22 protein-coding genes and 1 pseudogene are annotated in these 21,782 nt (G+C 73.6%); 13 read left to right on the top strand and 10 right to left on the bottom strand.

The window, feature by feature from the left end; genetic code table 11:
• Nucleotides 1-459: pseudogene (locus IE182_RS20785) on the top strand (ABATE domain-containing protein); the annotation flags it as partial.
• 44 nt (nt 460-503) lie between these two features.
• Here IE182_RS20785 and sodX read toward each other — a convergent pair.
• Nucleotides 504-980 carry a nickel-type superoxide dismutase maturation protease gene (gene sodX / locus IE182_RS32145; RefSeq protein WP_308432146.1) on the bottom strand — a complete coding sequence of 159 codons (477 nt, stop codon included), beginning with the start codon at nt 978-980 and terminating at the stop codon, nt 504-506.
• 145 nt (nt 981-1,125) lie between these two features.
• Here sodX and sodN point away from each other — a divergent pair, with 145 nt between their 5' ends.
• Complete coding sequence (sodN, locus tag IE182_RS20790) at nt 1,126-1,521, top strand: superoxide dismutase, Ni (protein WP_071962366.1); 396 nt, start codon at nt 1,126-1,128, stop codon at nt 1,519-1,521.
• 64 nt (nt 1,522-1,585) lie between these two features.
• Here the strand turns inward: sodN and IE182_RS20795 are convergent, their stop codons facing one another.
• Nucleotides 1,586-2,545 carry an alanyl-tRNA editing protein gene (locus tag IE182_RS20795; RefSeq protein ID WP_229844981.1) on the bottom strand — a complete coding sequence of 320 codons (960 nt, stop codon included), beginning with the start codon at nt 2,543-2,545 and terminating at the stop codon, nt 1,586-1,588.
• Nucleotides 2,546-2,783: 238 nt separating this feature from the next.
• Between IE182_RS20795 and IE182_RS20800 the strand changes: the two genes are divergently transcribed.
• The gene (locus IE182_RS20800) at nt 2,784-3,503 is read left to right on the top strand and encodes a VC0807 family protein (protein ID WP_190111405.1); all 720 of its coding nucleotides are present in this window, start codon (nt 2,784-2,786) and stop codon (nt 3,501-3,503) included.
• 28 nt (nt 3,504-3,531) lie between these two features.
• On the opposite strand, the gene IE182_RS20805 is transcribed toward IE182_RS20800, so the two are convergent.
• Together IE182_RS20805 and IE182_RS20810 are read right to left on the bottom strand one after the other, a co-directional pair.
• Nucleotides 3,532-3,987, bottom strand: a complete 456-nt coding sequence (locus tag IE182_RS20805) for a hypothetical protein (RefSeq protein ID WP_190111406.1) — start codon at nt 3,985-3,987, stop codon at nt 3,532-3,534.
• A gap of 31 nt (nt 3,988-4,018) precedes the next feature.
• Complete coding sequence (locus IE182_RS20810; protein WP_190111407.1) at nt 4,019-5,152, bottom strand: amidase domain-containing protein; 1,134 nt, start codon at nt 5,150-5,152, stop codon at nt 4,019-4,021.
• Nucleotides 5,153-5,427: 275 nt separating this feature from the next.
• On the opposite strand from IE182_RS20810, the gene IE182_RS20815 reads away from it, so the two are divergent.
• On the top strand, nt 5,428-6,051 hold the full coding sequence (locus IE182_RS20815; protein ID WP_190111408.1) for an HAD family acid phosphatase: 624 nt from the start codon (nt 5,428-5,430) through the stop codon (nt 6,049-6,051).
• A 15-nt stretch (nt 6,052-6,066) separates the two neighbouring features.
• Here the strand turns inward: IE182_RS20815 and IE182_RS20820 are convergent, their stop codons facing one another.
• On the bottom strand, nt 6,067-6,333 hold the full coding sequence (locus IE182_RS20820; protein WP_190111409.1) for a GlsB/YeaQ/YmgE family stress response membrane protein: 267 nt from the start codon (nt 6,331-6,333) through the stop codon (nt 6,067-6,069).
• A 143-nt stretch (nt 6,334-6,476) separates the two neighbouring features.
• On the opposite strand from IE182_RS20820, the gene IE182_RS20825 reads away from it, so the two are divergent.
• Both IE182_RS20825 and mgtA read left to right on the top strand, forming a co-directional pair.
• The gene (locus tag IE182_RS20825; RefSeq protein WP_190111410.1) at nt 6,477-6,881 is read left to right on the top strand and encodes an ArsR/SmtB family transcription factor; all 405 of its coding nucleotides are present in this window, start codon (nt 6,477-6,479) and stop codon (nt 6,879-6,881) included.
• Complete coding sequence (gene mgtA / locus IE182_RS20830) at nt 6,865-9,453, top strand: magnesium-translocating P-type ATPase (protein WP_190111411.1); 2,589 nt, start codon at nt 6,865-6,867, stop codon at nt 9,451-9,453. Before IE182_RS20825 ends, mgtA begins: the two co-directional genes overlap by 17 nt.
• A gap of 73 nt (nt 9,454-9,526) precedes the next feature.
• Here mgtA and IE182_RS20835 read toward each other — a convergent pair whose 3' ends face one another.
• Both IE182_RS20835 and IE182_RS20840 read right to left on the bottom strand, forming a co-directional pair.
• The gene (locus IE182_RS20835; protein ID WP_190111412.1) at nt 9,527-10,906 is read right to left on the bottom strand and encodes a hypothetical protein; all 1,380 of its coding nucleotides are present in this window, start codon (nt 10,904-10,906) and stop codon (nt 9,527-9,529) included.
• 93 nt (nt 10,907-10,999) lie between these two features.
• On the bottom strand, nt 11,000-12,490 hold the full coding sequence (locus tag IE182_RS20840; protein ID WP_190111413.1) for an LCP family protein: 1,491 nt from the start codon (nt 12,488-12,490) through the stop codon (nt 11,000-11,002).
• Between the two features lie 162 nt (nt 12,491-12,652).
• Here IE182_RS20840 and tatA point away from each other — a divergent pair, with 162 nt between their 5' ends.
• The 3 genes from tatA to IE182_RS20855 all read left to right on the top strand — a co-directional run bounded on the left by tatA (nt 12,653) and on the right by IE182_RS20855 (nt 15,408).
• A complete protein-coding gene (gene tatA, locus IE182_RS20845; protein WP_190111414.1) occupies nt 12,653-12,850 on the top strand; it encodes a Sec-independent protein translocase subunit TatA in 198 nt (65 codons plus the stop codon).
• A gap of 97 nt (nt 12,851-12,947) precedes the next feature.
• Nucleotides 12,948-14,303: an alkaline phosphatase gene (locus IE182_RS20850; protein ID WP_190111415.1), complete on the top strand. Its 1,356-nt coding sequence runs from the start codon at nt 12,948-12,950 to the stop codon at nt 14,301-14,303.
• A 166-nt stretch (nt 14,304-14,469) separates the two neighbouring features.
• Entirely contained in the window at nt 14,470-15,408 is a 939-nt protein-coding gene (locus IE182_RS20855) for a beta-ketoacyl-ACP synthase III (RefSeq protein WP_190111416.1), read from the top strand.
• A 7-nt stretch (nt 15,409-15,415) separates the two neighbouring features.
• Here IE182_RS20855 and IE182_RS20860 read toward each other — a convergent pair whose 3' ends face one another.
• Nucleotides 15,416-16,327, bottom strand: coding sequence for a glutaminase (locus IE182_RS20860; RefSeq protein WP_190111417.1), 912 nt, complete (start codon nt 16,325-16,327; stop codon nt 15,416-15,418).
• Nucleotides 16,328-16,377: 50 nt separating this feature from the next.
• Between IE182_RS20860 and IE182_RS20865 the strand changes: the two genes are divergently transcribed.
• Nucleotides 16,378-17,322: a 1-aminocyclopropane-1-carboxylate deaminase/D-cysteine desulfhydrase gene (locus tag IE182_RS20865; protein WP_190111418.1), complete on the top strand. Its 945-nt coding sequence runs from the start codon at nt 16,378-16,380 to the stop codon at nt 17,320-17,322.
• A 164-nt stretch (nt 17,323-17,486) separates the two neighbouring features.
• On the opposite strand, the gene IE182_RS20870 is transcribed toward IE182_RS20865, so the two are convergent.
• On the bottom strand, nt 17,487-19,091 hold the full coding sequence (locus tag IE182_RS20870; protein WP_190111419.1) for a Na+/H+ antiporter: 1,605 nt from the start codon (nt 19,089-19,091) through the stop codon (nt 17,487-17,489).
• A gap of 45 nt (nt 19,092-19,136) precedes the next feature.
• On the opposite strand from IE182_RS20870, the gene IE182_RS20875 reads away from it, so the two are divergent.
• The 3 genes from IE182_RS20875 to IE182_RS20885 all read left to right on the top strand — a co-directional run bounded on the left by IE182_RS20875 (nt 19,137) and on the right by IE182_RS20885 (nt 21,252).
• A complete protein-coding gene (locus tag IE182_RS20875) occupies nt 19,137-19,397 on the top strand; it encodes a UBP-type zinc finger domain-containing protein (protein ID WP_190111420.1) in 261 nt (86 codons plus the stop codon).
• Nucleotides 19,398-19,859: 462 nt separating this feature from the next.
• Nucleotides 19,860-20,276, top strand: coding sequence for an ATP-binding protein (locus IE182_RS20880; RefSeq protein ID WP_071962378.1), 417 nt, complete (start codon nt 19,860-19,862; stop codon nt 20,274-20,276).
• A 16-nt stretch (nt 20,277-20,292) separates the two neighbouring features.
• On the top strand, nt 20,293-21,252 hold the full coding sequence (locus tag IE182_RS20885; RefSeq protein WP_229844983.1) for an RNA polymerase sigma factor SigF: 960 nt from the start codon (nt 20,293-20,295) through the stop codon (nt 21,250-21,252).
• A 1-nt stretch (nt 21,253) separates the two neighbouring features.
• Here IE182_RS20885 and IE182_RS20890 read toward each other — a convergent pair whose 3' ends face one another.
• A complete protein-coding gene (locus tag IE182_RS20890; protein ID WP_190111421.1) occupies nt 21,254-21,730 on the bottom strand; it encodes a hypothetical protein in 477 nt (158 codons plus the stop codon).
• Nucleotides 21,731-21,782: the final 52 nt, after the last annotated feature.

Below are 21,782 nucleotides of genomic sequence, written 5' to 3' on the forward strand. Positions count from 1 at the left end.
GTGCGGCTGGTCAATACCGAGCAGCCGGCCCGGGGAATCGACACGCTCACCTCGCTGGATGCCGTGCGCGAGCTCTTCGGCCCCGCGTCCCAGTCCTCGCGGCGGCTGACCGACGGCGACCTCACCCGGCTGCGCTCGGTGCGCGGCCGGCTGCGCTCGGTCTTCGAGGCGGCGGCCGAGGGCGACGAGACGCGGACGGTGGACCTGCTCAACGCGCTGCTGATGGAGTTCCCGGTCAGCCCGCAGATCTCCGGGCACGAGTACCGGGACGAGGACGGCCGCCCCAAGTGGCACATGCACATCGCCGACCACGCGGCCAACGCGGGCGCCACCTACACCGCCACCGCGAGCATGGGCCTGGCCGTCCACCTCACGGAGTACGGCGTCGACCGCCTGGGCATCTGCCAGGCCACGCCCTGCCGCAACGCCTACCTGGACACCTCGACCAACCGTTCCCGCCGCTACTGCTCCGACCGTTGCGCCACCCGCGCCAACGTCGCCGCCTACCGCGCGCGCAAGCGCCTGGAGAGCGGGCGCCCCGAGGAGCCCGCGGACCGCGCCGACGAACGCAGCGGCCGTACGGCCGAGGCCGCCCACGACAGCAGCGCCACCGGGGAGCGCTGACCCGCCTCCGGGGGCCGGCGCAGCCGCACCCAGGCCCGGGCCACCACGAACTCGTCCGGCACCGTCCCGAACTCCCGGCTGTCGTTCTCCACCAGCGGGTTGTCGCCGGTCACCCACCAGCCGCCCTCGCGCCGCTCCACGGCCCGCTTGACGATCAGCAGGTCCTGCCGGAACGGATGCCGCATGACCACCACGTCACCCGGACGCACCACCGCCCCGTACCGCACGACCAGCTGGTCGCCCGGGTTCAGCGTCGGGACCATGGACGGGTTGTAGACCTCGGCGAGCCCGATCCGCAGCAGTCCGCGGCGCTCGCGGTCCACCTCTTGCCCGCGCTCGTCCAGCTGCTCCTGCACCACGGCACCTCCGCGTCCGTATCCTCCATCAGTCCCAGACTGACACTGGACTTTTGCCCTGGGCCCCCCGGGGCACTCGGGAAAAGCCTTCCCGCACCGAGTAATCTCGCACCTGAGAAGACGATCACGAGGAAGGACAGCATCCATGCTTTCCCGACTGTTCGCCCCCAAGGTGAAGGTCAGCGCCCACTGCGACCTGCCCTGCGGCGTGTACGACCCGGCCCAGGCCCGCATCGAGGCGGAGTCGGTCAAGGCGGTCCAGGAGAAGTACCTGGCCAACGAGGACCCCCATTTCCGCGCCCGCGCCACCGTCATCAAGGAGCAGCGCGCCGAGCTCGCCAAGCACCACGTGTCGGTGCTGTGGAGCGACTACTTCAAGCCCCCGCACTTCGAGAAGTACCCTCAGCTGCACCAGCTGGTCAACGACACCCTCAAGGCCCTGAGCACCGCGAAGGCCTCGACGGACCCGAAGACGGGCGAGAAGGCGCTGGAGCTCATCGCCGAGATCGACCGCATCTTCTGGGAGACCAAGAAGGCGTGACGCCCGCGTGCCCGGGCCTCCGGCGGACCCGTACGGGTCCGCCGGAGGCCCGGGCACGGTCCGTTCAGGAGTTCGGGGCCGCCCCGTCGGGTTGCCGGACGGTGGTCTCCATCACCAGCTGTGCGCCGTCCTCCGAGAGGACGAACGTCACCGACGCGGCGCCCAGCCGGCCGGTGCTCGCGGCGTGGGTGCCACCGCACGCGAAGCGCAGCGCCCCCTCGCCCTCGCCGACGCACATCCAGCGGCGGTCGGTCACTCCCGGACCCTCCGCGACGATCCGCACCGGGACGTCCCGGGCGATCCACTCCTCGATGCGTGCGGTGACCTGCTCCGCGATCCGGGGAAGCTCCTCCGCCAGCCCCTCGGTGGTGAACCCCTTGCGGCGCAGCGACTTGCCCAGGCGGTAGGTGTCCCGGCTGCCGTAAGGGTGGATGCGCGAGGTGACGAGCGCCGCTCCGTCGAAGTCCGGGACGCCGGCGACGTCCGCGGCGGTCTCCTTGCGCCAGCGGCCGGCCACGGCCTCGTTGAGGGCCAGCGATGCCAGGTGGCAGGCGGTGTGCCCGGCGGACAGGGCGTGGCGGTGCGGGGCGTCCACGGTGAGCTCGCAGGGCTCGCCGACCGCGGCCGGCTCGAAGTCCTCGACCATGTGCAGCACCAGCCAGCGCCAGCCCTCGGCGTCCCGGCGCACGGGGATGTCACTGCCCGCCCGCAGGGTGCCCGTGCCGGGCCCGCCGGCCTCGACGGCGCCGATCAGGCAGTCGACGACGGGGTGACGCCGGCCCGCAACGGTGATCGAGCCCCGGTCGGCAGGGTGGTCCGGCCAGGTGTGGTCCACCGGGTGGAAGGGCGTCTGCCCGGTGATGACGGCCGTGCGGCCGTCCACCGGGACGACCGCCAGCACCGTCGAGGTGCCGTGCACGGCGCCGCCGGGGAAGGTGACGTGCGTGGGGTCGCCCGCGCCCGGTGCCGTGGGTGCGTGCCCTGCTTCCCCCATGTCCCGTGCCGACCCTGCGTGCTGCTGCATGTGCTGCTCACGTCCTCTTCCTTGCCGATGATCACCTCGGGCAGCGTACCGGGGGCGAAGTGGCGGTCGGCGGTGGGGTGTTCACGTACGCTGCGCGCGCCCGGCGTCCGGTGGCCCCGGCATCTGACAAAAGTCACGGCGATCCGCTGACGGTCCTCTCTGCCGTCGGCCGGGCCCCGTGCGCGAGCCTTCAGGGGCCGGGTACGGCACCCGGCCCCGTGGAACGAAGGACCCGACCATGCAGACGGCCGTACGCACCGAGGCGCCCACCGCTCCGGCCCCCGCGGCACCCACCGCCGGCCCCGGCCGGCGCCGTGCGCTGGCGGAGAGCCTCGCGCCGCTGGTCGTGGACGCCCTGATCCCGCTGGCCGCCTACTACGCGCTCACCGGCGGCTTCGGCATGAGCACCCTGGCCGCCCTGGCCTGGAGCAGCACCCTCCCCGCCGCGCGGACGGTGTGGGGTCTGATCGCCCACCGCCGCCTCAACGGTCTCGCGGTGCTCGTCCTCGCCGTCAACGTCGTGGGGCTGGCGCTCGGCACGGTCACCGGTGACGTCCGGCTGATGCTCGCCAAGGAGAGCGCGGGCAGCGGCGTCGTCGGCCTCGTGGTGCTGGCCTCCGTGCCGGCAGGGCGCCCGCTGATGACGGCCGCCCTGCGCCCGTGGGTCACCAAGGGCGCGCCCGCCGGGCAGGCCGCCTGGGACCGGCTCGCCGCCGCCTCGCCCCGCTTCCGCCGCGCCGAGCGGACGTTCTCGCTGGTCTGGGGCAGTGCGTTGCTGGCCGAGGCCGTCGCCCGCGTCGTGGGCGTCTACACCCTGCCGACGGACACGATGGTGTGGCTCGGCCATGTGGTCCTGGGCGTCGCCGTGGTCCTGGCCATGCTGGTCGCGGGCGCGCTGGCCGTCGACCCGATGGAGAGGATGGTCGGGGCGGAGGCCGGGACGCCCCGGGCGTCCTGAGCGGGCCCGGCCGCCCCTGCGGGACGGGTCACCCGGGCCGTGACGTGCCCGAGGACGGCTTGGGCGTCCCCCCGGCCTTGCGGCCCAGGGGGACGTACCACGTCTTTCCGTCCCGTTCGAGCGCCAGGCGCTCGCGGTGGTCGCGGCCCCGGCCGTCCGTGGCGGTGATGGCGACGTCCGCGAAGTCGGGGCCGAACTCGTGGGTGACGTCCATGCCGGTGACCTTCAGCCCCTGCCCGCCCCGCTCGGCGACGATGCCGCGGGCGTCCTCGGCGGCCCCCTCCCGACCGGGCCGGCCCAGGGCCGCGAGGGCGTCCGCGTCACGGGCGTTGAGGGCGTCGACGTAGGCGGTGGCCGTCTCCCGCTCCGCCCTCGTCCGCCCCTGGGAGTCGCTGTCACAGCCGGCCAGGGCCAGCACGAGGGCGGCGCCGAGCGCGGTGCCGAGCGCGGCGACGCCACGACGTGTTCCCGGACGTGTTCCCATGCGTCCCCCAGGGGCGGGTGAGGTTTCCGGATCAGGTGCGGTGGGCGTAGTACCAGGCGTCGGGACGCTTGGCGAGCAGGTTGCTCAGCTTCCGGTTGTGCGTGTTACCGGTGTGGTACGTGAGGTACCGCTCGGTGCGGGTGATCGCCGTGACGATCATGCTGTGGTCGATGTTGTTGTTGGGGCGCGGGCCCCAGTCGGCCTGCAGCACGTCCGCGGTACCGAGGGCCCAGATGTTGCGCAGCGGCTTGGTGCGCTTGGAGTGCACCTGGGCGAAGAAGTACCAGTTCTCGGCGCCGGCCCAGGTGTAGCTGGTCCACGGCTGGGGGCCGTAGAACCACTTGCTGTTCTTCCTGCGGTCGAGGAGCGACCCGCCCACGGGCTTCCAGCCCCCGGCGTACATGGCCTGGGAGATGAAGTTGGTGCAGTCGTTGCCGTAGGTGCGGTAGTCGTTGTTGGGGTGCTTCCAGTACTTGTTCGCGTAGGCGACCATCTTGGAGTAGTTGTACGACGCCGCCGCCTTCTGCGGCGCCTGCTCCGCCGGACGGGCCGGCGAGGCCCGGACGGCGGGCGCGCCCTTGTCCTCCGAGTCGGGCTCCGTGCTGCCCTCGGCCGGCGTCTCCAGGTAGGTGGTGACGTCACCGGTGCCCAGGTCGGGCCGGTCCGCGGCGAGGAGCCAGCGGCCCGCGGCGTCGCGCGTGAAGGTGAGGGTGTGCTCGACCGCGTACTCCTCGGCGTCCGGTTCGCCGGCCTTGACGTCCGGGTAGAGGAGCCGGGTGTCCTCGGTGAGCCGGACGGTGGCGGTGCCGCCCGCCACGGTGGCCTCGCCCGGGGTGAGCTTCACCTCGGCGCGCGTGTAGCCGCCGCTGGCCTTCTCGTAGGCGCGGCCCTGGGCGGCCAGCTGCCGGAACTCCGTGGCGAGGCGGCTGCCGAGTTCGGCGGTCGCGGCCTGGGGCGGCTCGGGCGCGAGCGCGGTGCGGCCGGTGGCCGTCACGGTGTCGGCGCGCCGCTGGAGGTAGTTCTCGGCGATCTTGTGCAGGGCTGCGGCGTCGGCGGCCGGCAGCGGGGCGGGCCCGGCCGCGGCCGGGCCGTCCGCCGCCAGGGCCGAGGGCGCTGCTCCGAGCCCCAGGGCGGCGACGACCACCGCGCAGGCGGCACGGTGCATCGTTTTTCTCATTCGCATGATTCCCCCATGAATTGGCGAACGATCAGCTCCACCGTCCCCCGGTACATCGCATTCAGCAGGGGCTGCAGTTGCGTCATGGCCGGAAACGCATGCATGTTGACCAACAGGCGTACGCCACACATCAGTTCGCCCGACCGTGGCTCCCCTCGCGTGGATACGGACGGCTCACCCGGGCCCGTACCGTCCCGGCCCGGCCATCCGCGCGTAAGGCGCGCGTCGCCGTCCGGCCACCACCGGTCGTGAGCATGCCACTCATGACGCAAACGATCAGGGCGCGCCGCGCCGCCGCGGCCGTCGTGGCCGCCACCGCACTGACCCTCGTGGGCACGGCCGCCGCCCCCGCCGGCGCGGCCACCCGGACCAGCGGCACCGCCGGCCTCAAGGGAGTCGACTACGACACCTGGCAGCGCGACGTCCGGACGGCCGTCGACGGGGCGATGCCGTACATCACCGAGCGCACCGCCGGCGCACACGGACAGAAGCAGGCCGTCGTCCTCGACATCGACAACAGCTCGCTGGAGACGGACTTCCACTGGACGACGTTCCCCACCCCCGCGATCAAGCCCGTCCTCGACCTGGCGCGGTACGCGCACGCCCGGGGCGCCGCGGTCTTCTTCGTCACCGCCCGCCCCGGAATCCTCGACGGGGTCACCGAGTGGAACCTGCGCCAGGTCGGCTATCCCGTCAGCGGCCTGTACGTACGCCACCTGCCCGATCTGTTCCGGGACGTGAGCACGTACAAGACCGCCAAGCGGACGGAGATCGAGGCACAGGGCTACACGATCATCGCCAACATCGGGAACAACACCACCGACCTGGCCGGCGGACACGCCGAGCGGACGGTCAAGCTGCCGGACTACGACGGCAAGCTGTCCTGACCCCCGGCGCCGCGTTCACTGCCTTCGTGACCGGAAACGTTCGAGCGCGACGATGCCCAGGGCGGCGAACCCGATCTGGATGATCCACACGACCCAGAAGAGACCCCTGTGGTCGTACAGGCCGAGCAGGTGCCCCACCCACGCGCCCAGGAACGCCGCCAGCAGACCGACCAGGACCGTTGCGAGCACGCCGATGTGCTGACGCCCCGGCACGACCAGCCGGCCCAGGAGACCGATGATCGCCCCGATCACGATCGCACTGATAACTCCCGAGATTTCCATGCCCCTCCCCCTTGTGACCGATTCCTGTCGATAGAGCTGCCCAGCGGCGGGTGCGTGCATGTCACGCGTGGCGCCCCTCCGGCGGTGCCTAGACTGGGGCCTTCCCGGGCGTAGGGACGCCCGACGGGGACGGGAGAGCGACAGTGACGGCAGGCGTCGGGAGCTTCGAGAGTTTCGAAGAGCCCTTCGACGGCTCGTGCGACCCTTCGGCCGAGGTCCTGGCCGAGGCGGCCGCCGCCTTCGGCCTGCTCGCGTCCTCCGCCCGGCTGCACCTCGTCTGGGCCCTGGCCCAGGGCGAGAGCGACGTGAGCGGACTCGCCGAGCGGGTGGGCGGCGCGCTCCCCGCGATCAGCCAGCACCTGGCCAAGCTGAAGCTCGCGGGGCTGGTGCGGTCCCGGCGCGAGGGGCGCCGGGTGGTGTACCTGGTGGACGACCCCGACGTGGTGACCATCGTCCGGCTCATGGTCGGCCAGCTCGCCGACCGCCGGTCGGACGCCGGACGGGGCGCCGGCGCCGCCGCCGGACGCCTCCGTGGCCTGGGCGCCTGAGGCCCACGCGGCCCCCGGCGCGGGCGGCGGCAGCACGCTGGAGGTGCTCCGCGCCCTGGCGAGCGGGCCCCGCGGGCTCACCGAGGCGGAGGCCGGGGACCGTCTCGCCCGGCACGGCGAGAACGTCTTCCCGGGGCGCCGCCCGGCCTCCTGGCCGCGCCGCCTCGCCCGTAGCCTGCGCGACCCCTTCACCGCCGTCCTCCTGTGCCTGGGCCTGGTCTCGGCGACCCTGGCCGCCTGGGGAACGGCCTGCGTGATCGCCGTCCTGGTCGGCGTCAGCTGCCTGCTGCGGGCCACGGGCGAGCACCGGGCCGACCGGTCGGTGGCGGCGCTGCGCGAGCTGGTCGCCACGACGGCCACCGTGCGCCGCCGCCCGAGCCGGGACGCCCCGCCCGTCACCCGTGAACTGCCCGTCGACGCGCTCGTCCCCGGCGACGTGGTCCTGCTGGCCCCCGGCGACCTGGTCCCGGCGGACCTGCGACTGCTGCGGGCGACGGGGCTGACCGTGCACGAGGGTGCGCTGACGGGCGAGTCGACACCCGTGGAGAAACGCGCCCGCCCCGGCACCGGGGCGGCCCCGGCGGCCGCCGGGAGCGAGAGGCCGGCCCTGTGCCTCCAGGGCAGCAGCGTCGTCTCCGGCACCGGCAGCGGGGTCGTCGTCGCCACGGGGCGCGCCACCGTGCTCTCCGGCGCCCTGCCGGGCGCCCGGTGGCGGACGCGGCGCCCGGCCGGCCCCTTCGAGCGCTCCGTCAACGGCATCGCGTGGACCCTCATCCGGTTCATGCTGCTCACCGCGCCGCTCGTGCTGATCGCCGGTGCGCTGGTGCGGGGGCGCGGGCTGGAGGCGCTGCCGTTCGCCGTCGCGGTGGCGGTGGCCCTGACGCCCGAGATGCTGCCGGTGATCGTGACGAGCGCGCTCGCCCGCGGCGCGGGGCTGCTCGCGCGGGGCGGCGAGGTCGTCGTCCGGCGGCTGCCCGCCCTGCACGACCTCGGCGCCGTCGACGTGCTGTGCGTCGACAAGACGGGCACCCTCACCGAGGACCGCCCCGTCCTCGCCCTCTGCGAGGACGGCGACGGCCGCCCCGACCCCGGCGTCCTGCACTGGGCCGCCGTCAACGCGCTGTGGACGCTGCACCTCGCCGAGCTTCCCGTGCCGGACGCCCTGGACGAGGCGGTCCTCGACGCCGGGGCGGCGGCGGGCGAGGAGTACGGCGAGGAGTACGAGGGCGTCGAGGCACTGCCCTGCGGGCCGGGGCGGCGGCTGTCCACCGCGGTCGTGCGCCGGCCGGGCGACTCCCGGTTCGCCCTGGCCCGCACCCACCTCCTCGTGGTCAAGGGCGCACCCGAGGACGTGCTGGACCGCTGCGCCCTGGCACCCGCCGACCGCGAGCGCCTGGCCCGCCGGGCCGCCGGGCTGGCCCACGAGGGCCTGCGGGTGCTCGCGGTCGCCCGCGCCGAACGGCCCGTGCCCGGCCGCCCCTACGGGCCCGCCGACGAGCGCGAGCTGACCTTCACCGGCTTCCTGGGACTCAGCGACGCACCGGCGCCCACGGCGGCCGCGGCGCTCGCCGACCTCACGCGGCACGGGGTGACGGTCAAGGTGCTCACCGGCGATCACCCCGGCACCGCCGCCCGGGTCTGCCGCGAGCTCGGCCTGCGGCCGGGCACCCCGGTCACGGCCGACCGCATCGACGCCCTCGACGAGGCGGAGCTCGCCCGCCTCGCCGACCGCACGACCGTCTTCGCCCGCTGCACTCCCGAGCACAAGGCCCGCATCGTCCGGGCGCTGCGCGCCGGCCGGCACACCACCGGCTTCCTGGGCGACGGCGTCAACGACCTGGCCGCCCTGCACGCCGCCGACGTCGGCGTCTGCCCGCGCCAGGGGGTGGACGTGGCCCGGGAGAGCGCGGACGTCGTACTGGCCTCGAAGGACCTCACCGCGCTGGACCGGGCGATCGTCGTGGGGCGGCGCAGCACGGCCAACATCGCCTCGTACCTGCGGATCACGCTGTCGTCGAACCTCGGCAACGTCATCGCGATGCTGGTGGCGGGGCTGATGCTGCCGTTCCTGCCGATGTTCCCGGCGCAGGTGCTCGTGCAGAACCTGTGCTTCGACGCCGCGCAGCTGGCCCTCGCCTTCGACCGCCCGGCGCCCGGCGCCGGGGCCCGCCCGGCGGTCCTGCGCCCGCGCGCCCTGCTGCGCTTCATGACGGGCTTCGGCCTGCTGAACGCGGCGGCGGACCTGGCGACGTTCGGGGTGCTGGTGCTGGCGGCGGGCGAGGACGGTTTCCAGGCCGGGTGGTTCACGGAGAACTTGCTGACGCAGGCGATGGTGATGGTGCTGCTGCGATCGGGACGGGGCCGCGCCCCGGGCCCGGTGCGGTGCGCGGTGGCGGGGCTGGCGGTGGTGGGGCTGCTGTTGCCGGTGACGCCGGTGGGGGCGATGTTGTCGATGTCGCCGTTGCCGCCGCTGTACTACGGGCTGCTGGGGTTGGTGCTGGGGCTGTACGCGGTGTGCCTGGCGGTGGCGCGGGGGCGGTGGGTCTCTCCCCTGCCCCGCCCCTTCCCGTAACCGGGGATGCGCCCCGGGCCCCGGTCCTCGATCGCCGGACGGGCTGCATGTGCAGCCCGTCCGTCCGCCGGGTTCACCACCCGCCGCCACCGAAGTCGCCGCCGCCGCCTCCGAAGCCGCCGCCACCGCCGTCGCCCCAGCCTCCGCCGCCGAAGTCGCCGGAGTCGAAGTCCGAGCCGGTGTAGTCGCCGCCGTCGGGGCCGCCCGCTTCCGGGCCGGCCGCGTAGGCCGGGCCGCTCATCAGGCTGCCCAGCATCGTGCCGAACAGCAGCCCGGGCAGCAGGCCGCCGCCGAAGTAGCCGCCCGCCCACGGGCCGTAGGCCGGGCCGGCGTTCCAGTACGGCTGCGGGCCGCTCGCCGTCTGCACCTGCCGGGACAGCGGCTCCTCGCCCTCCGCCAGCCGTGTCGCGTCCGCCGCACAGGCCGGCACCGTGCGCACGGCGCCGCCGGGCGGGGCCCACTCCACGTCCCGGGCCGACGGCCCGTGGCGCGGGTCGAAGAAGCACGGCAGCCGCCGCTCCGGCAGCGGGGCGCCCGAGCGGCGCGCGGCGAGGGTGGCGAGGGCGAAGCGGCCGCTGTCCAGCGCCTCGGTGACGCCCTGCACCTCCTGCGGCTTCACGGCCGCCGCCATCTTCGACTTGGCCTCCTCGTAGGCGTCGAGCGCCTGCTCGTAGTCGCGCCGCATCTCGTCGGTGGCGCCCGCCTCGGAGGGGGAGAAGTCCAGCCGGTCCAGTTCCTCGCCGAAGGCGGTGATGTCCTCGTCGACGACCACCCGCAGCGCGTCCAGCTCGGCCCGCTCGCGCTCCTCGCGCCGGCGCCTGTTCCGCCGGTACACGGCGTACGCCCCGGCGCCGCCCGCCACCACGACCGCGCCGCCGGTGATCAGCCCGGCCGTGCCGATGCCCTCGTGCTCCACGCCCCAGGAGCCGGGTGCGTGGCCCTTGGCGAGCCGGTCGGCCTGGTCGACGAAGGCGTTCACCTGGGTCTTGGCGTCGCCGCCGGAGCGCTGGACGGAGCCGACGAGGTTGGCGACGGCGTTGCGCGACATCACCGAGCGGTCGGCGGCCGCGTTGAAGGCGTCGCCGAGGTGGACGGCGTAGACGCCGGCGATGCCGACCTTGGTGCGCAGGTCCTGCAGGACGGTGGCCCGGGGGTACTCGGGGGCGTTGGGCAGGACGGCCACGAAGACGGGCTTGTCGGCATCCTTGATCTTCTCGGCCAGGGCGTCGGCGTCGGCCGCGGAGAGCTGGCCGGCGGCCCGCGGGTCGACGTAGACGGGGCTCTTGCGCAGCGCTTCGGCCGCCTGGTCGAGCCCGGCGGCGGCGACGGTGTCCGGGGCGGGGCCGGCGTGCGCGGCCGGGGCGTAGAGCAGCGCGCCCGCCCAGACGAGGAGCGCGGCGAGCAGGGCCGGTACGGGCCTGGGCAGCGCCCGGTGAACGGCGGTGGCGGACATGATGTCGCTCCTTGGGCTCCTGGCAGCACTCACTGCTTACTCTGCACCTACCACGAAAACGGACCAAACAGGCATACGTGTTCCCCTGTGCGATCAGCCGTACGAGAGGTTGGCGCAGGGGTCGTCGTCGGCCGACCGCACTCCGCTCACGACGTCGGAGGAGAGCGTGCCCGGCGGCCGGGCCGACGAGGACGGGCCGGGCGCGGACGGCCCCGGTGAGGGTGCGGCGTCGTAGTCGCGTCCGAGGGTGACGGTGATCCCGTCGGCCGCCGCACCGCGGACGTAGGAGCCGGGGAAGAGGCGGGCCAGCTCCCGGGCATGGCCGGCCTCGCCCGGGCCGAACTCGATCACGGTGGTCGACGCGCCGCCCGCCCGGGCCGTCGTCGTGCCGGTGACCTCGAAGCCGTGCTCGGTGAGCACGGTCGCGGCGCGGGCGGCGAGCCCGGTGACGTCGGTGCCGTTGCGGACGGCAACCTTCACCCCGGCGCCGGAGACGGGCGCGGAGGCCGGGGCCGACGGTGTGCCCCTCGTCCCGCCGGCCCCGCCGCCCTTGCCCGCGTCCTTGCCGTCGACCGTGCGGTCCGCCCGCAACGAGGCCCACAGCGCGTCGGCGTCGGGCTGGACGATCGCGACGCGGTTGCCGTCGTAACGCCAGGGCAGGGTCAGGAACTTCATGTCGTGCAGGTCGATGTCCTTGAGCGACATCGCGAACGACAGCATCTTGCCGGCCGATCCGAGCCCGGGGTCCACGGTCATCGACTTCGTGGCCGCGTCGGCCAGCGGCAGCAGCGTCGTCGGGTCGTAGCCCTGCTCCTTCACCTTCTTGACCATGGCGGAGAGGAACGCCTGCTGGCGCTGGATGCGGCCGATGTCCGAGCCGTCGCCGATCCCGTGCCGCACGCGCACGTAGTCCAGGGCCTTCTGGCCGGAGATGCTCTGCCGCCCCCGGGGGAAGAGGAGTTGACCGCGCGAGCCCAGGTTGGGGTTGAGGTCGCCCTGGTAGACGTCCTTCGGTACGCACACGTCGACGCCGCCCACGGCGGAGGTCATCGCGGAGAAGCCCGCGAAGTCGACGACGACGGTGTGGTCGACGCGCAGGCCGGTGAGTCTCTCGACGGTGTTCTGCGTGCAGGCCGGGTTGCCCTTGGCCGATTCGCCCAGCGAGAAGGCGGAGTTGAACATCACGTGCTGCTGCCCGGAGGTCCAGCTGCCGTCGGGGAGTCTGCACGGCGGGATGTCCACCAGGGTGTCCCGGGGGATCGACACTGCGACGGCGTGCTTGCGGTCGCCGTAGACGTGCAGCAGGAAGGCCGTGTCCGAGCGGCCCACGTCCCCTTCCCCGCCGCCGAGGCCGCTGTTCTCGCCGGCGCGCGAGTCCGAGCCGATGACCAGGACGTTCTGCCCGGCGACGCCCGCGCCGGGGCGGTTCTTGGACAGGCCGTCCGCGTCGAAGGTGTCGATGTTGCCGTTGAGCCGGAAGTACAGCCACCCGGCGCCGGCGGTCACCAGCACCAGGAACGACACCACCACGGCCCCGGCGATCCGTATCCGGCGCCGCCTGGGCCTGCCTCGCCTGCCAGTCATATCCGCGCCCTCATCCGCTCCCCCGGTCCGTGCCGTGTCGCCGGGTTAGACGGCCTGCCCCGCACTTTGGTTGTCCAGTTGCGCAATCTAGCAAGTATGGTGAGGGCAGCCGTTACGGCATCGCGTACGAGCGTCGGATGAGATGAGAGGTGGTGGGGCGGCGTGTTCCGCAACGCCCTGGAGCCGTGGCACGTCCTGGTGGTCGTGCTCGTCATGGTCGTGCTGTTCGGGTCGAAGAAACTCCCGGACACCGCCCGCGCCCTGGGCAAGTCCCTGCGCATCCTCAAGAGCGAGACCAAGGCGCTGAAGGAGGACGGCACTCCGGATCCGGCGCCGTCCGCTGTCGACAGCACCCGGTGACCTCCACGTCACCTCGGCGTCCCCTGCGGTACACCCGCCCCTGGTGAGCTTCCTCCCGCCGGGCACCTCGCCCCGGTCCAGCTAGGAGGAATTGACCATGGGTTCTCGTCCGTACCGACGCCGTCTCGCCTGGGGTGCCGCCGCGCTGCTCGCCGCGGGCGTCGCGGTGCCCGCCGCGGCCGCCGCCTCGGACCACGGCAGCCCGTCGGACGTCGGCGGTCACGGCCCGAAGAAGGCCAAGAACGTCATCCTGCTCATCGGTGACGGCATGGGCGACTCGGAGATCACCCTGGCCCGCGACTACACCGTGGGCGCCGCCGGCCGTCTCACCATGGACAAGTTCCCCATGACGGGCACGTACACGACGTACTCCGTCGACAAGAACGGCAAGCCGGACTACGTCACCGACTCGGCCGCCAGCGGCACCGGCTGGGCCACGGGACAGAAGACGGTCAACGGCCGGATATCCAAGACGCCCGGCACCGACAAGCCGATGACCACCATCCTGGAGCTGGCCCAGAAGAAGGGCCTGGCCACCGGCAGCGTCACCACCGCCGAGCTCACCGACGCCACCCCGGCCGTGCTCGCCTCGCACGCCACCGACCGCAGCTGCGCGGGCCCGGCCGACATGAAGGCGTGCCCGAACGACACGATCGCCAAGGGCGGCCCGGGCTCCATCGCCGAGCAGAGCGTCAACCACAAGGTGGACGTGCTGCTGGGCGGCGGCAAGGACCGCTTCGACCAGAAGATCACCGAGGGCCCGTACCGCGGCCTGACCGTCACCCAGCAGGCCGAGAAGCTCGGCTACCAGGTCGTGACCGACTCCGAGGGCCTGCGGACCGCCCGCTCCGGCAAGCCCGTGCTCGGCCTCTTCGCCCCCGGCAACGTGCCCGTGGAGTGGACCGGCAAGGCCGCGGCCGTCGGCGGCACCGCCGCCCAGCGCTGTGTGACGAGCAACCCCGAGCGCAAGGCCGGCACCCCGGCCCTGGAGGAGCAGACCCGCCGGGCGCTGTCCCTCCTGGACACGCCCAAGGCCAAGAAGAATGGTTTCTTCCTCCAGGTGGAGGGCGCCTCGATCGACAAGCGCGACCACGCCGCCGACCCCTGCGGCCAGATCGGTGAGACGGCCGCCCTCGACCGCGCGGTGAAGGTCGCCCGCGACTACGCGGCCAAGCACCCCGACACGCTGGTGGTCACCACCGCCGACCACGGCCACACCAGCCAGATCGTGCCGCTGGAGGCCACCCCGCCCGGCCTGTCCTCGACGCTGATCACCAACGAGGGCCGGCAGCTGAAGGTGAACTACTCCACCAACACCCCGGGCAAGGCCCAGGAGCACACCGGCACCCAGGTCCGCATCGCCGCCCAGGGCCCCGGGTCCCAGCGCGTCCTCGGCGTCACCGACCAGACCGAGCTCTTCACCACCCTCCGCACGGCGCTCTCCCTGCGCTGATCCCCGCCCCGCGATCGGGGGCCCGGCCGCCGCGGGCGGCCGGGCCCCTTTGCCGAATGCGCCAGTTATCGCGGCCGAACATTGGCGGATCACGCACCCGGCTCCGGCCCCGCAGCATCAACACTGAGAGGTCACGTCACCCGCCGCCGCGCAGGAGGAACCACCGATGACCGGGTCCCGGGTCCTGGCCCTCGGCCACTACCAGCCCGCCAGGGCGCTCACCAACGACGACCTGGCCGCCATGGTCGACACCAGCGACGAGTGGATCCGCTCCCGCGTCGGCATCCGCACCCGCCGCATCGCCGGGCCGGACGAGAGCGTCGCCTCCATGGCCACCGAGGCCGCCGCGAAGGCCCTGGCGAACAGCGGCCTCGACCCCGCCGACATCGACCTCGTCCTCGTCGCGACCTGCACCGCCGTCGACCGCAGCCCCAACACCGCGGCCCGCGTGGCCGCCGCCCTGGGACTGCCCTCCCCGGCCGTCATGGACGTCAACGTCGTCTGCGCCGGCTTCACCCACGCCCTGGCCAGCGCCGACCACGCCCTGCGCGCCGGAGCCGCCCGCAACGCCCTGGTGATCGGCGTGGAGAAGTTCACCGACGTCGCCGACTGGACCGACCGCACCACGTGCGTCCTGGTCGGCGACGGCGCCGGCGCGGCGGTGGTCACCGCCGCCGAGGAGCCGGGGATCGGCCCGGTCGTGTGGGGCTCGGTGCCGGAGATGGGACACGCGGTCCGCATCGAGGGCACCCCCTCCCGCTTCGCCCAGGAGGGCCAGTCCGTCTACCGCTGGGCCACGACCACGCTTCCGCCGATCGCCCGCCGGGTGTGCGAGCGCGCCGGGGTGCGGCCGGAGGACCTGGCGGCGGTCGTCCTCCACCAGGCCAACCTGCGGATCATCGAGCCGGTGGCGCGCAAGCTGGGCGCGACGAACGCGATCGTCGCCACCGACGTGACCGAGTCGGGCAACACCTCGGCGGCGAGCATCCCGCTGGCACTGTCGAAGCTGGTCGCCTCCGGCAGGGTGGAGCCCGGCGCCCCGATCCTGCTCTTCGGCTTCGGCGGCAACCTGTCCTACGCGGGACAGGTCATCCGCTGCCCCTGACCGGGGCTCAGAACACCGACCACCCGGTCAGCGACGTGAAGTGGTCCAGCGCCGCCACGCCCGCGACGGAGTTGCCGCGCGGGTCCAGGCCCGGGCTCCACACGCACAGCGTGCACCGGCCCGGTATCACGGCGACGATGCCGCCGCCCACGCCGCTCTTGCCCGGCAGCCCCACCCGGTAGGCGAAGTCGCCGGCCGCGTCGTAGGTCCCGCACGTCAGCATCACGGCGTTGATCTGCTTGGCCTCGCGCCGCGGCAGCAGGCGCGTCCCGTCCGCCCGCAGCCCGTGCCGCGCGAGGAAGCCGGCGGCCAGGGCGAGGTCCTTGCAGCTCATCTCGATGGAGCACTGCCAGAAGTAGTGCTCCAGCACGGTCGGCACGGGATTGTCGAGGTTGCCGTAGCTCGCCATGAAGTGGGCCAGGGCGGCGTTCCGGTCACCGTGCTCGGACTCCGACTTGGCGACGGCCGCATCGAACGAGACGTCCGGATTGCCGCTCTCGGCCCGCAGGAACTCCAGCATCGTGGTGCTCGCGTCACCGGTCAGCGTCTGCAGCCGGTCGGTGACGACCAGCGCGCCGGCGTTGATGAACGGGTTGCGCGGGATCCCGTGCTCGTATTCGAGCTGCACCAGCGAGTTGAAGGGGTTGCCGGACGGCTCCGTCCCGACCCGCTCCCAGATCCGGTCGCCGCCCTCGGCCAGCACCAGGGCGAGGCCGAACGCCTTGGAGATGGACTGCACGGAGAAGGGCCGCTCCCAGTCGCCCACGCCGTACACGCCACCGTCGACGTCGGCGATGGCCATCCCGAACTGCGCGACGTCCACCTCGGCGAGCGCCGGAATGTAGTCGGCCACCTGACCGCGACCGACCAGCGGCCGCGCGTAGGCGGCGACCTCTTCGAGTACGGCCTGGTAGTCCACTGCAGCTCCGTGCCTTCCTAGCGTCATTGCCGGCCGGGCAAGAGTACAAAATGGACGGTGTGACCAGCGACAATCCCCCCGGCACGATGGATCCCGCAGCGTTGCGGCCCCTGCTGCCGTCCCCGCTCGTGGAGGCGGCGGACGAGCGCTTCACCCGACGCGGCCTGCGACTGCTGCTCAAACGGGACGACCTGATACATCCGGACCTGCCGGGCAACAAGTGGCGCAAGCTGGAGCCCAACCTGCGGGCGGCGGCGGCAGCCGGAGCGGACACCCTCCTCACCTTCGGGGGCGCGTACTCCAACCACCTCCGGGCGACGGCGGCGGCGGGCCGCCTCCTGGGCTTCGACACCATCGGCATCGTGCGCGGCGAGGAGCTGGCGGACCGCCCGCTGAACCCGTCCCTGGCGAGCTGCGCGGCGGACGGCATGGAGCTGCGCTTCGTCTCCCGCGCGCTGTACCGCCGCAAGACGGAGCCGGAGGTGGTGACCACGCTGGTCCCCGAGGGCGCCTTCGTCATCCCTGAGGGCGGCAGCAACGCGGCGGCGGCGCAGGGGTGCACCCTGCTGGGCCGGGAGCTGCGCGGGATCGCGGACGTCGTGGGCGTGGCCTGCGGCACGGGCGGCACCCTGGCCGGCCTGACCGCGGGGCTGACCGAGGGACAGCGGGTGATCGGCTTCCCGGTGCTGAAGGGCGGCTTCCTGGGCGAGGAGATACTCCGCCTGCAGCAGGAGGCGTTCGGCGAGCGCCGGGGCGACTGGACGCTGGACGACCGCTTCCACGGCGGCGGCTACGCGAAGACCTCCCCGGAGCTGGAGTCCTTCGCGGCGGACTTCGAGACCCGCCACGACCTCCCGCTGGAGCGGCTGTACGTGGCGAAGATGCTGTACGGCCTGACGACGCTGGCGCTGGACGGCGCGTTCGCACCCGGCAGCACGGTGGTCGCCGTGATCACGGGAGGGGCCGGTGCGGGAGGGGCCCTGGCAGGGGCGTAAGGGTTATGTGCGGCGACGTGCCGGGTGAGCAAGCAGGTGACGGGGGCCGTAAATAATCCAGCCCCAGAAGGGCCCCTCCCGCACCGGCCCCGCCCCGGACAACGAACCTCAGCCCCCACCCGCACCCGCACCGGCAGCACCGGCACCCGGCACCCGGCACCCGCCTACCCCGCACCCCCCTGCTCCCGATACGCGGCCGCCTCCTCCAGGTCCAGGCGCCGCAGCAGCGTCCGCAGCATCTCGTCGTCGATGCGCCGGGCGTCGCGCAGCGCCACGAACACCTCCCGCTCCGCCCCGATCACCTCCCGCGACAGGCGCCGGTAGGTGTCGTCCACCGACTCGCCCGTGCGCTCGTCCACCGTGCCCAGCCGCTCCCACACCGCGTTCCGCCGCCGTTCCAGCACCGCCCGCAGCCGGTCCGCGAGCGGCGACGGCAGCGCGTTGCGCTCGTCGGCCAGCAGCTCCTCCAGCCGCGCCTCGGCCGCCGCGGACGCCTCGCTCTGCGCCTGGGCCTCCGCGAGCGTGACCGCTCCCGCGTCCGGCTCCGGCAGCCGCAGCCGCCGGATGAGCGGCGGCAGCGTCAGCCCCTGCACCACCAGCGTGCCGATGACGGTCGTGAAGGTGAGGAAGAGGATCAGGTTGCGCGCCGGGAACGGCGCGCCACTGTGCGTCGTGGCCGGGATCGAGAAGGCGATCGCGAGCGAGACCACGCCCCGCATCCCGGCCCAGCCCACCACCACGGGCGCCTTCCAGGTGGTGTCGGGCTCCCGCTCGCGGATCCGCGCCGACAGCAGCCGCGGCAGGAACGTGGCCGGGAAGACCCAGACGTACCGGACGACCACGACGGCGACGAACACGGCGAGCGCGTACCCGGCGACCTCCCCCGGCCCGTACGCCCCCAGCCCGCTCACCACCACCCGCAGCTGCAGGCCGATGAGGGCGAAGACGGCGGACTCCAGGACGAAGGCGACCACCTTCCAGACCGCCTCCTCCTGCAGCCGGGTGGCGAAGTCGACCTGCCAGGACCGGTGCCCGAGGTAGAGCGCGACGACCACGACGGCGAGCACGCCGGACGCCCCGACCTGCTCGGCGGCCGCGTAGGCGGCGAAGGGGATGAGGAGCGAGAGGGTGTTCTGCAGCAGCGGTTCGCGCAGGTGCGTGCGCAGCCAGTGGATCGGCACCATGAGGACCAGGCCCACGCCGATGCCGCCGAGGGACGCCACGGCGAACTCCCGGATGCCGGTCGCCCACGTGGCGCCCGCGCCGACGGCGGCGGCCAGGGCGACCCGGTAGGCGGTGATGGCCGTCGCGTCGTTCACCAGGGATTCGCCCTGCAGGATGGTGGTGATCCGCGAGGGCAGCCCCAGGCGCCGCGCGATGGCGGTGGCGGCCACGGCGTCCGGCGGCGCGACGACGGCGCCGAGGACCAGCGCGGCGGGGGCGGACAGGTCGGGCACCACGCGGTGGGCGACGTAGCCGACGGCCAGGGTGGCGAAGAGGACGTATCCGACGGACAGCAGCGCCACGGGCCGCACGTTGGCCCGCAGGTCGAGGTAGGAGCTGTCGAGGGCGGCGGTGTGCAGCAGGGGCGGCAGCAGCAGGGGCAGGACGACGTGGGGGTCGAGGGTGTAGTCGGGGACGCCGGGCACGTACGAGGCGAGGAGGCCGGCCGCGACGAGCAGCAGGGGCGCCGGCACGGGCGTGCGGCGGGCGGCGCCGGCGACCGCCGCGCCGCCCGCCACCAGGATCAGCAGAGGCATGACGTCCATGCGGTCCCCCACTTGCTCGTCGTCGGGCGTTCTAACCTGGCAATCATGATCGAGTGTTCTCATCTCGCGCAGCTGCCGCGCCCCGAGCCCGCGCCGCTGCACCCCACCTGTCCGGAGTGCGAGGCGGCGGGCAGCCACCCCGTCCAGCTGCGGCTGTGCCTGGAGTGCGGGCACGTGGGGTGCTGCGACTCCTCGCCGTACCGCCACGCGACGGCGCACTTCGAGGAGACGGGTCACGCGGTGATGCGCAGCTACGAGCCGGGTCAGAGCTGGCGTTGGTGCTACGTCGACAAGCACATCGTCTGAGCGAGCGGGGGCGTGGGCGCCCGGACAACACCCGTGGGAGTAGCGGAGAGTGACGGAATCGGCGGCCCCGCAGGCGCTGCGGCCCGCCACGCCGTGCCGTGCCGCTCGGGGGCGCCGCACCGGCACGGCCGCGACACACACGCACAGTGAGCGACCGGCGGTGCGGGGGTCGCCGCTGATGTCGGAGGAAACGCCCGGGGGCTCTTGCGGCGCTCGCGCAGAGTGACGAAAATCCCCAACAGGCCGACTTCTCTTTCGATTTGAGACCGCAAGACCCTACCCACCTTCCGTACTCATGGGCTTACCATGAGTGACAGTCGTGGGCCTGCGGCGCGGAACCGCAGATCGCGATAGCGTCTCAGCCGGACCATGTGCCGCACCGGCCCGCTCCTCCTTCCCCCGAAGGCCGCGGGACCGGCGCTCCCGACAGCTCAATGAGCTTGTGCCACCTTGGAGGTGAGGGTGTCCCCAATCGCAGGCGAGCCTGGGACGACCCAGGACTTCGTGGAAGTCCGGCTGCCCGCTGCGGGTGCCTACCTGTCGGTGCTGCGGACGGCGACAGCCGGCCTCGCGGCCCGCTTGGACTTCACCCTCGACGAGATCGAGGACTTGCGCATCGCCGTCGACGAGGCGTGCGCGATCCTGCTGCAACAGGCCGTTCCCGGCTCCGTGCTCAGCTGCGTCTTCCGGCTGGTGGGCGACGCCCTGCGGGTGACCGTCTCGGCGCCCACCACGGACGGCCGCGCTCCCGAGCGCGACACCTTCGCCTGGACGGTGCTCTCCGCGCTGGCCGGTGAGGTCGACTCCACCGTCGCGGACGACCGCACGGTCAGCATCAGCCTGCACAAGAAGCGCGGCGCCGGCCCCGGGCAGCCGTGACGGAAGAGGGGGCTCCGTGAGTACTGCGTCATCGCGGGGAGTGCGTACCCCGGCCATCCCGCAGCAGCCTGCCCGGCCGCAACCGGAGGAGGTCCAGCCGGACGGACCGCCGCCGGAGGAGGGCCGGCCGGAAGAGGGCCGGGCGGGCGAGTCATCAGAGCGGGCGGACCACATGGATCAGCAGCGGCACCAGCACCGGCAGCGGCACGCGCATCCCGATCCGCACGACCGCAGCGGCGCCCGGGCCCTGTTCGTGGAGCTGCGCGCGCTGCCGGACGGCTCGCCGGAGCGGGCCGAGCTGCGCAACCACCTGGTGCGGATGCACCTGCCCCTGGTGGAGCACCTGGCGCGGCGGTTCCGCAACCGCGGCGAGCCGCTCGACGACCTGACCCAGGTCGCCACGATCGGCCTGATCAAGTCCGTGGACCGCTTCGACCCGGACCGCGGGGTCGAGTTCTCCACGTACGCGACGCCCACGGTCGTCGGCGAGATCAAGCGGCACTTCCGCGACAAGGGCTGGGCGGTGCGGGTGCCGCGCCGGCTCCAGGAGCTGCGGCTGGCGCTGACGACCGCCACGGCCGAGCTGTCCCAGCGGCACGGCCGGGCCCCCACGGTCCACGAGCTGGCCGAGCACCTGGGCATCTCCGAGGAGGAGGTGCTGGAGGGGCTGGAGTCGGCCAACGCCTACAGCACGCTCTCGCTGGACGTGCCGGACACCGACGACGAGTCCCCGGCGGTCGCCGACACCCTCGGCGCCGAGGACGAGGCGCTGGAGGGCGTGGAGTACCGCGAGTCCCTCAAGCCGCTGCTGGAGGACCTGCCGCCGCGGGAGAAGAAGATCCTGCTGCTGCGTTTCTTCGGCAACATGACCCAGTCGCAGATCGCCCAGGAGGTGGGCATCTCCCAGATGCACGTCTCCCGGCTGCTGGCCCGCACGCTGGCCCAGCTCCGGGACCGGCTGCTGATCGAGGAGTGAGTCAGCTCTCGCGCGGGCCGATGCCGAGCGCCTCGGTCGCCGTGGGGTTCACCAGCAGGACGAGGGTGGCCACGGCGACCAGGGCGAGCGCCACGGCCCCCGCGACGAGCGCACCGCCGCCGTTGTAGAACGTCCAGGCCACCGGCAGCGCCATGATCTGCGTGATCATGGCGGGGCCGCGGCTCCAGCGGCGGCGCAGCCACAGTCCGCGCGCGGCGGCCAGCGGCAGGGCGGCCAGGGCCAGCACGGTCAGCCCGCCCATCTCGGCCTGCTGGGGGCTGTCCGGCCGGCCCAGCAGGCCCATGACCAGCAGATAGATGCCCGAGAGGGCGAGTGCCAGGCCCTCGGCGGCGACCAGCGCGGCCGCGGCCGTCAGCCGGGCGGGCCGGGGGCCGGCGGGCTCGGGGGCGGCGCTCTGCGGGGCGCTCGGCGCGGCACCCTTCCGGGCGGATTTCGAGGCGGACTGCTTGCTGCTCACCCTTGCAGGGTATCTGTCCGCAAACGTGCGGAGCCGGGCCTGGGATGGGTCG

Source organism: Streptomyces cinnamoneus, assembly GCF_014650495.1.
In the GTDB taxonomy this organism is placed as follows: domain Bacteria; phylum Actinomycetota; class Actinomycetes; order Streptomycetales; family Streptomycetaceae; genus Streptomyces; species Streptomyces cinnamoneus.

Bases quoted from the DNA above. Each gene is read 5' to 3' on its own strand.
- sodN (WP_071962366.1), top strand. From the start codon at position 1,126: ATGCTTTCCCGACTGTTCGCCCCCAAGGTGAAGGTCAGCGCCCACTGC.
- IE182_RS20795 (WP_229844981.1), bottom strand. From the start codon at position 2,545: ATGCAGCAGCACGCAGGGTCGGCACGGGACATGGGGGAAGCAGGGCAC.
- IE182_RS20800 (WP_190111405.1), top strand. From the start codon at position 2,784: ATGCAGACGGCCGTACGCACCGAGGCGCCCACCGCTCCGGCCCCCGCG.
- IE182_RS20805 (WP_190111406.1), bottom strand. From the start codon at position 3,987: ATGGGAACACGTCCGGGAACACGTCGTGGCGTCGCCGCGCTCGGCACC.
- IE182_RS20810 (WP_190111407.1), bottom strand. From the start codon at position 5,152: ATGCACCGTGCCGCCTGCGCGGTGGTCGTCGCCGCCCTGGGGCTCGGA.
- IE182_RS20815 (WP_190111408.1), top strand. From the start codon at position 5,428: ATGACGCAAACGATCAGGGCGCGCCGCGCCGCCGCGGCCGTCGTGGCC.
- IE182_RS20820 (WP_190111409.1), bottom strand. From the start codon at position 6,333: ATGGAAATCTCGGGAGTTATCAGTGCGATCGTGATCGGGGCGATCATC.
- IE182_RS20835 (WP_190111412.1), bottom strand. From the start codon at position 10,906: ATGTCCGCCACCGCCGTTCACCGGGCGCTGCCCAGGCCCGTACCGGCC.
- IE182_RS20840 (WP_190111413.1), bottom strand. From the start codon at position 12,490: ATGACTGGCAGGCGAGGCAGGCCCAGGCGGCGCCGGATACGGATCGCC.
- IE182_RS20850 (WP_190111415.1), top strand. From the start codon at position 12,948: ATGGGTTCTCGTCCGTACCGACGCCGTCTCGCCTGGGGTGCCGCCGCG.
- IE182_RS20855 (WP_190111416.1), top strand. From the start codon at position 14,470: ATGACCGGGTCCCGGGTCCTGGCCCTCGGCCACTACCAGCCCGCCAGG.
- IE182_RS20865 (WP_190111418.1), top strand. From the start codon at position 16,378: ATGGACGGTGTGACCAGCGACAATCCCCCCGGCACGATGGATCCCGCA.
- IE182_RS20870 (WP_190111419.1), bottom strand. From the start codon at position 19,091: ATGGACGTCATGCCTCTGCTGATCCTGGTGGCGGGCGGCGCGGCGGTC.
- IE182_RS20875 (WP_190111420.1), top strand. From the start codon at position 19,137: ATGATCGAGTGTTCTCATCTCGCGCAGCTGCCGCGCCCCGAGCCCGCG.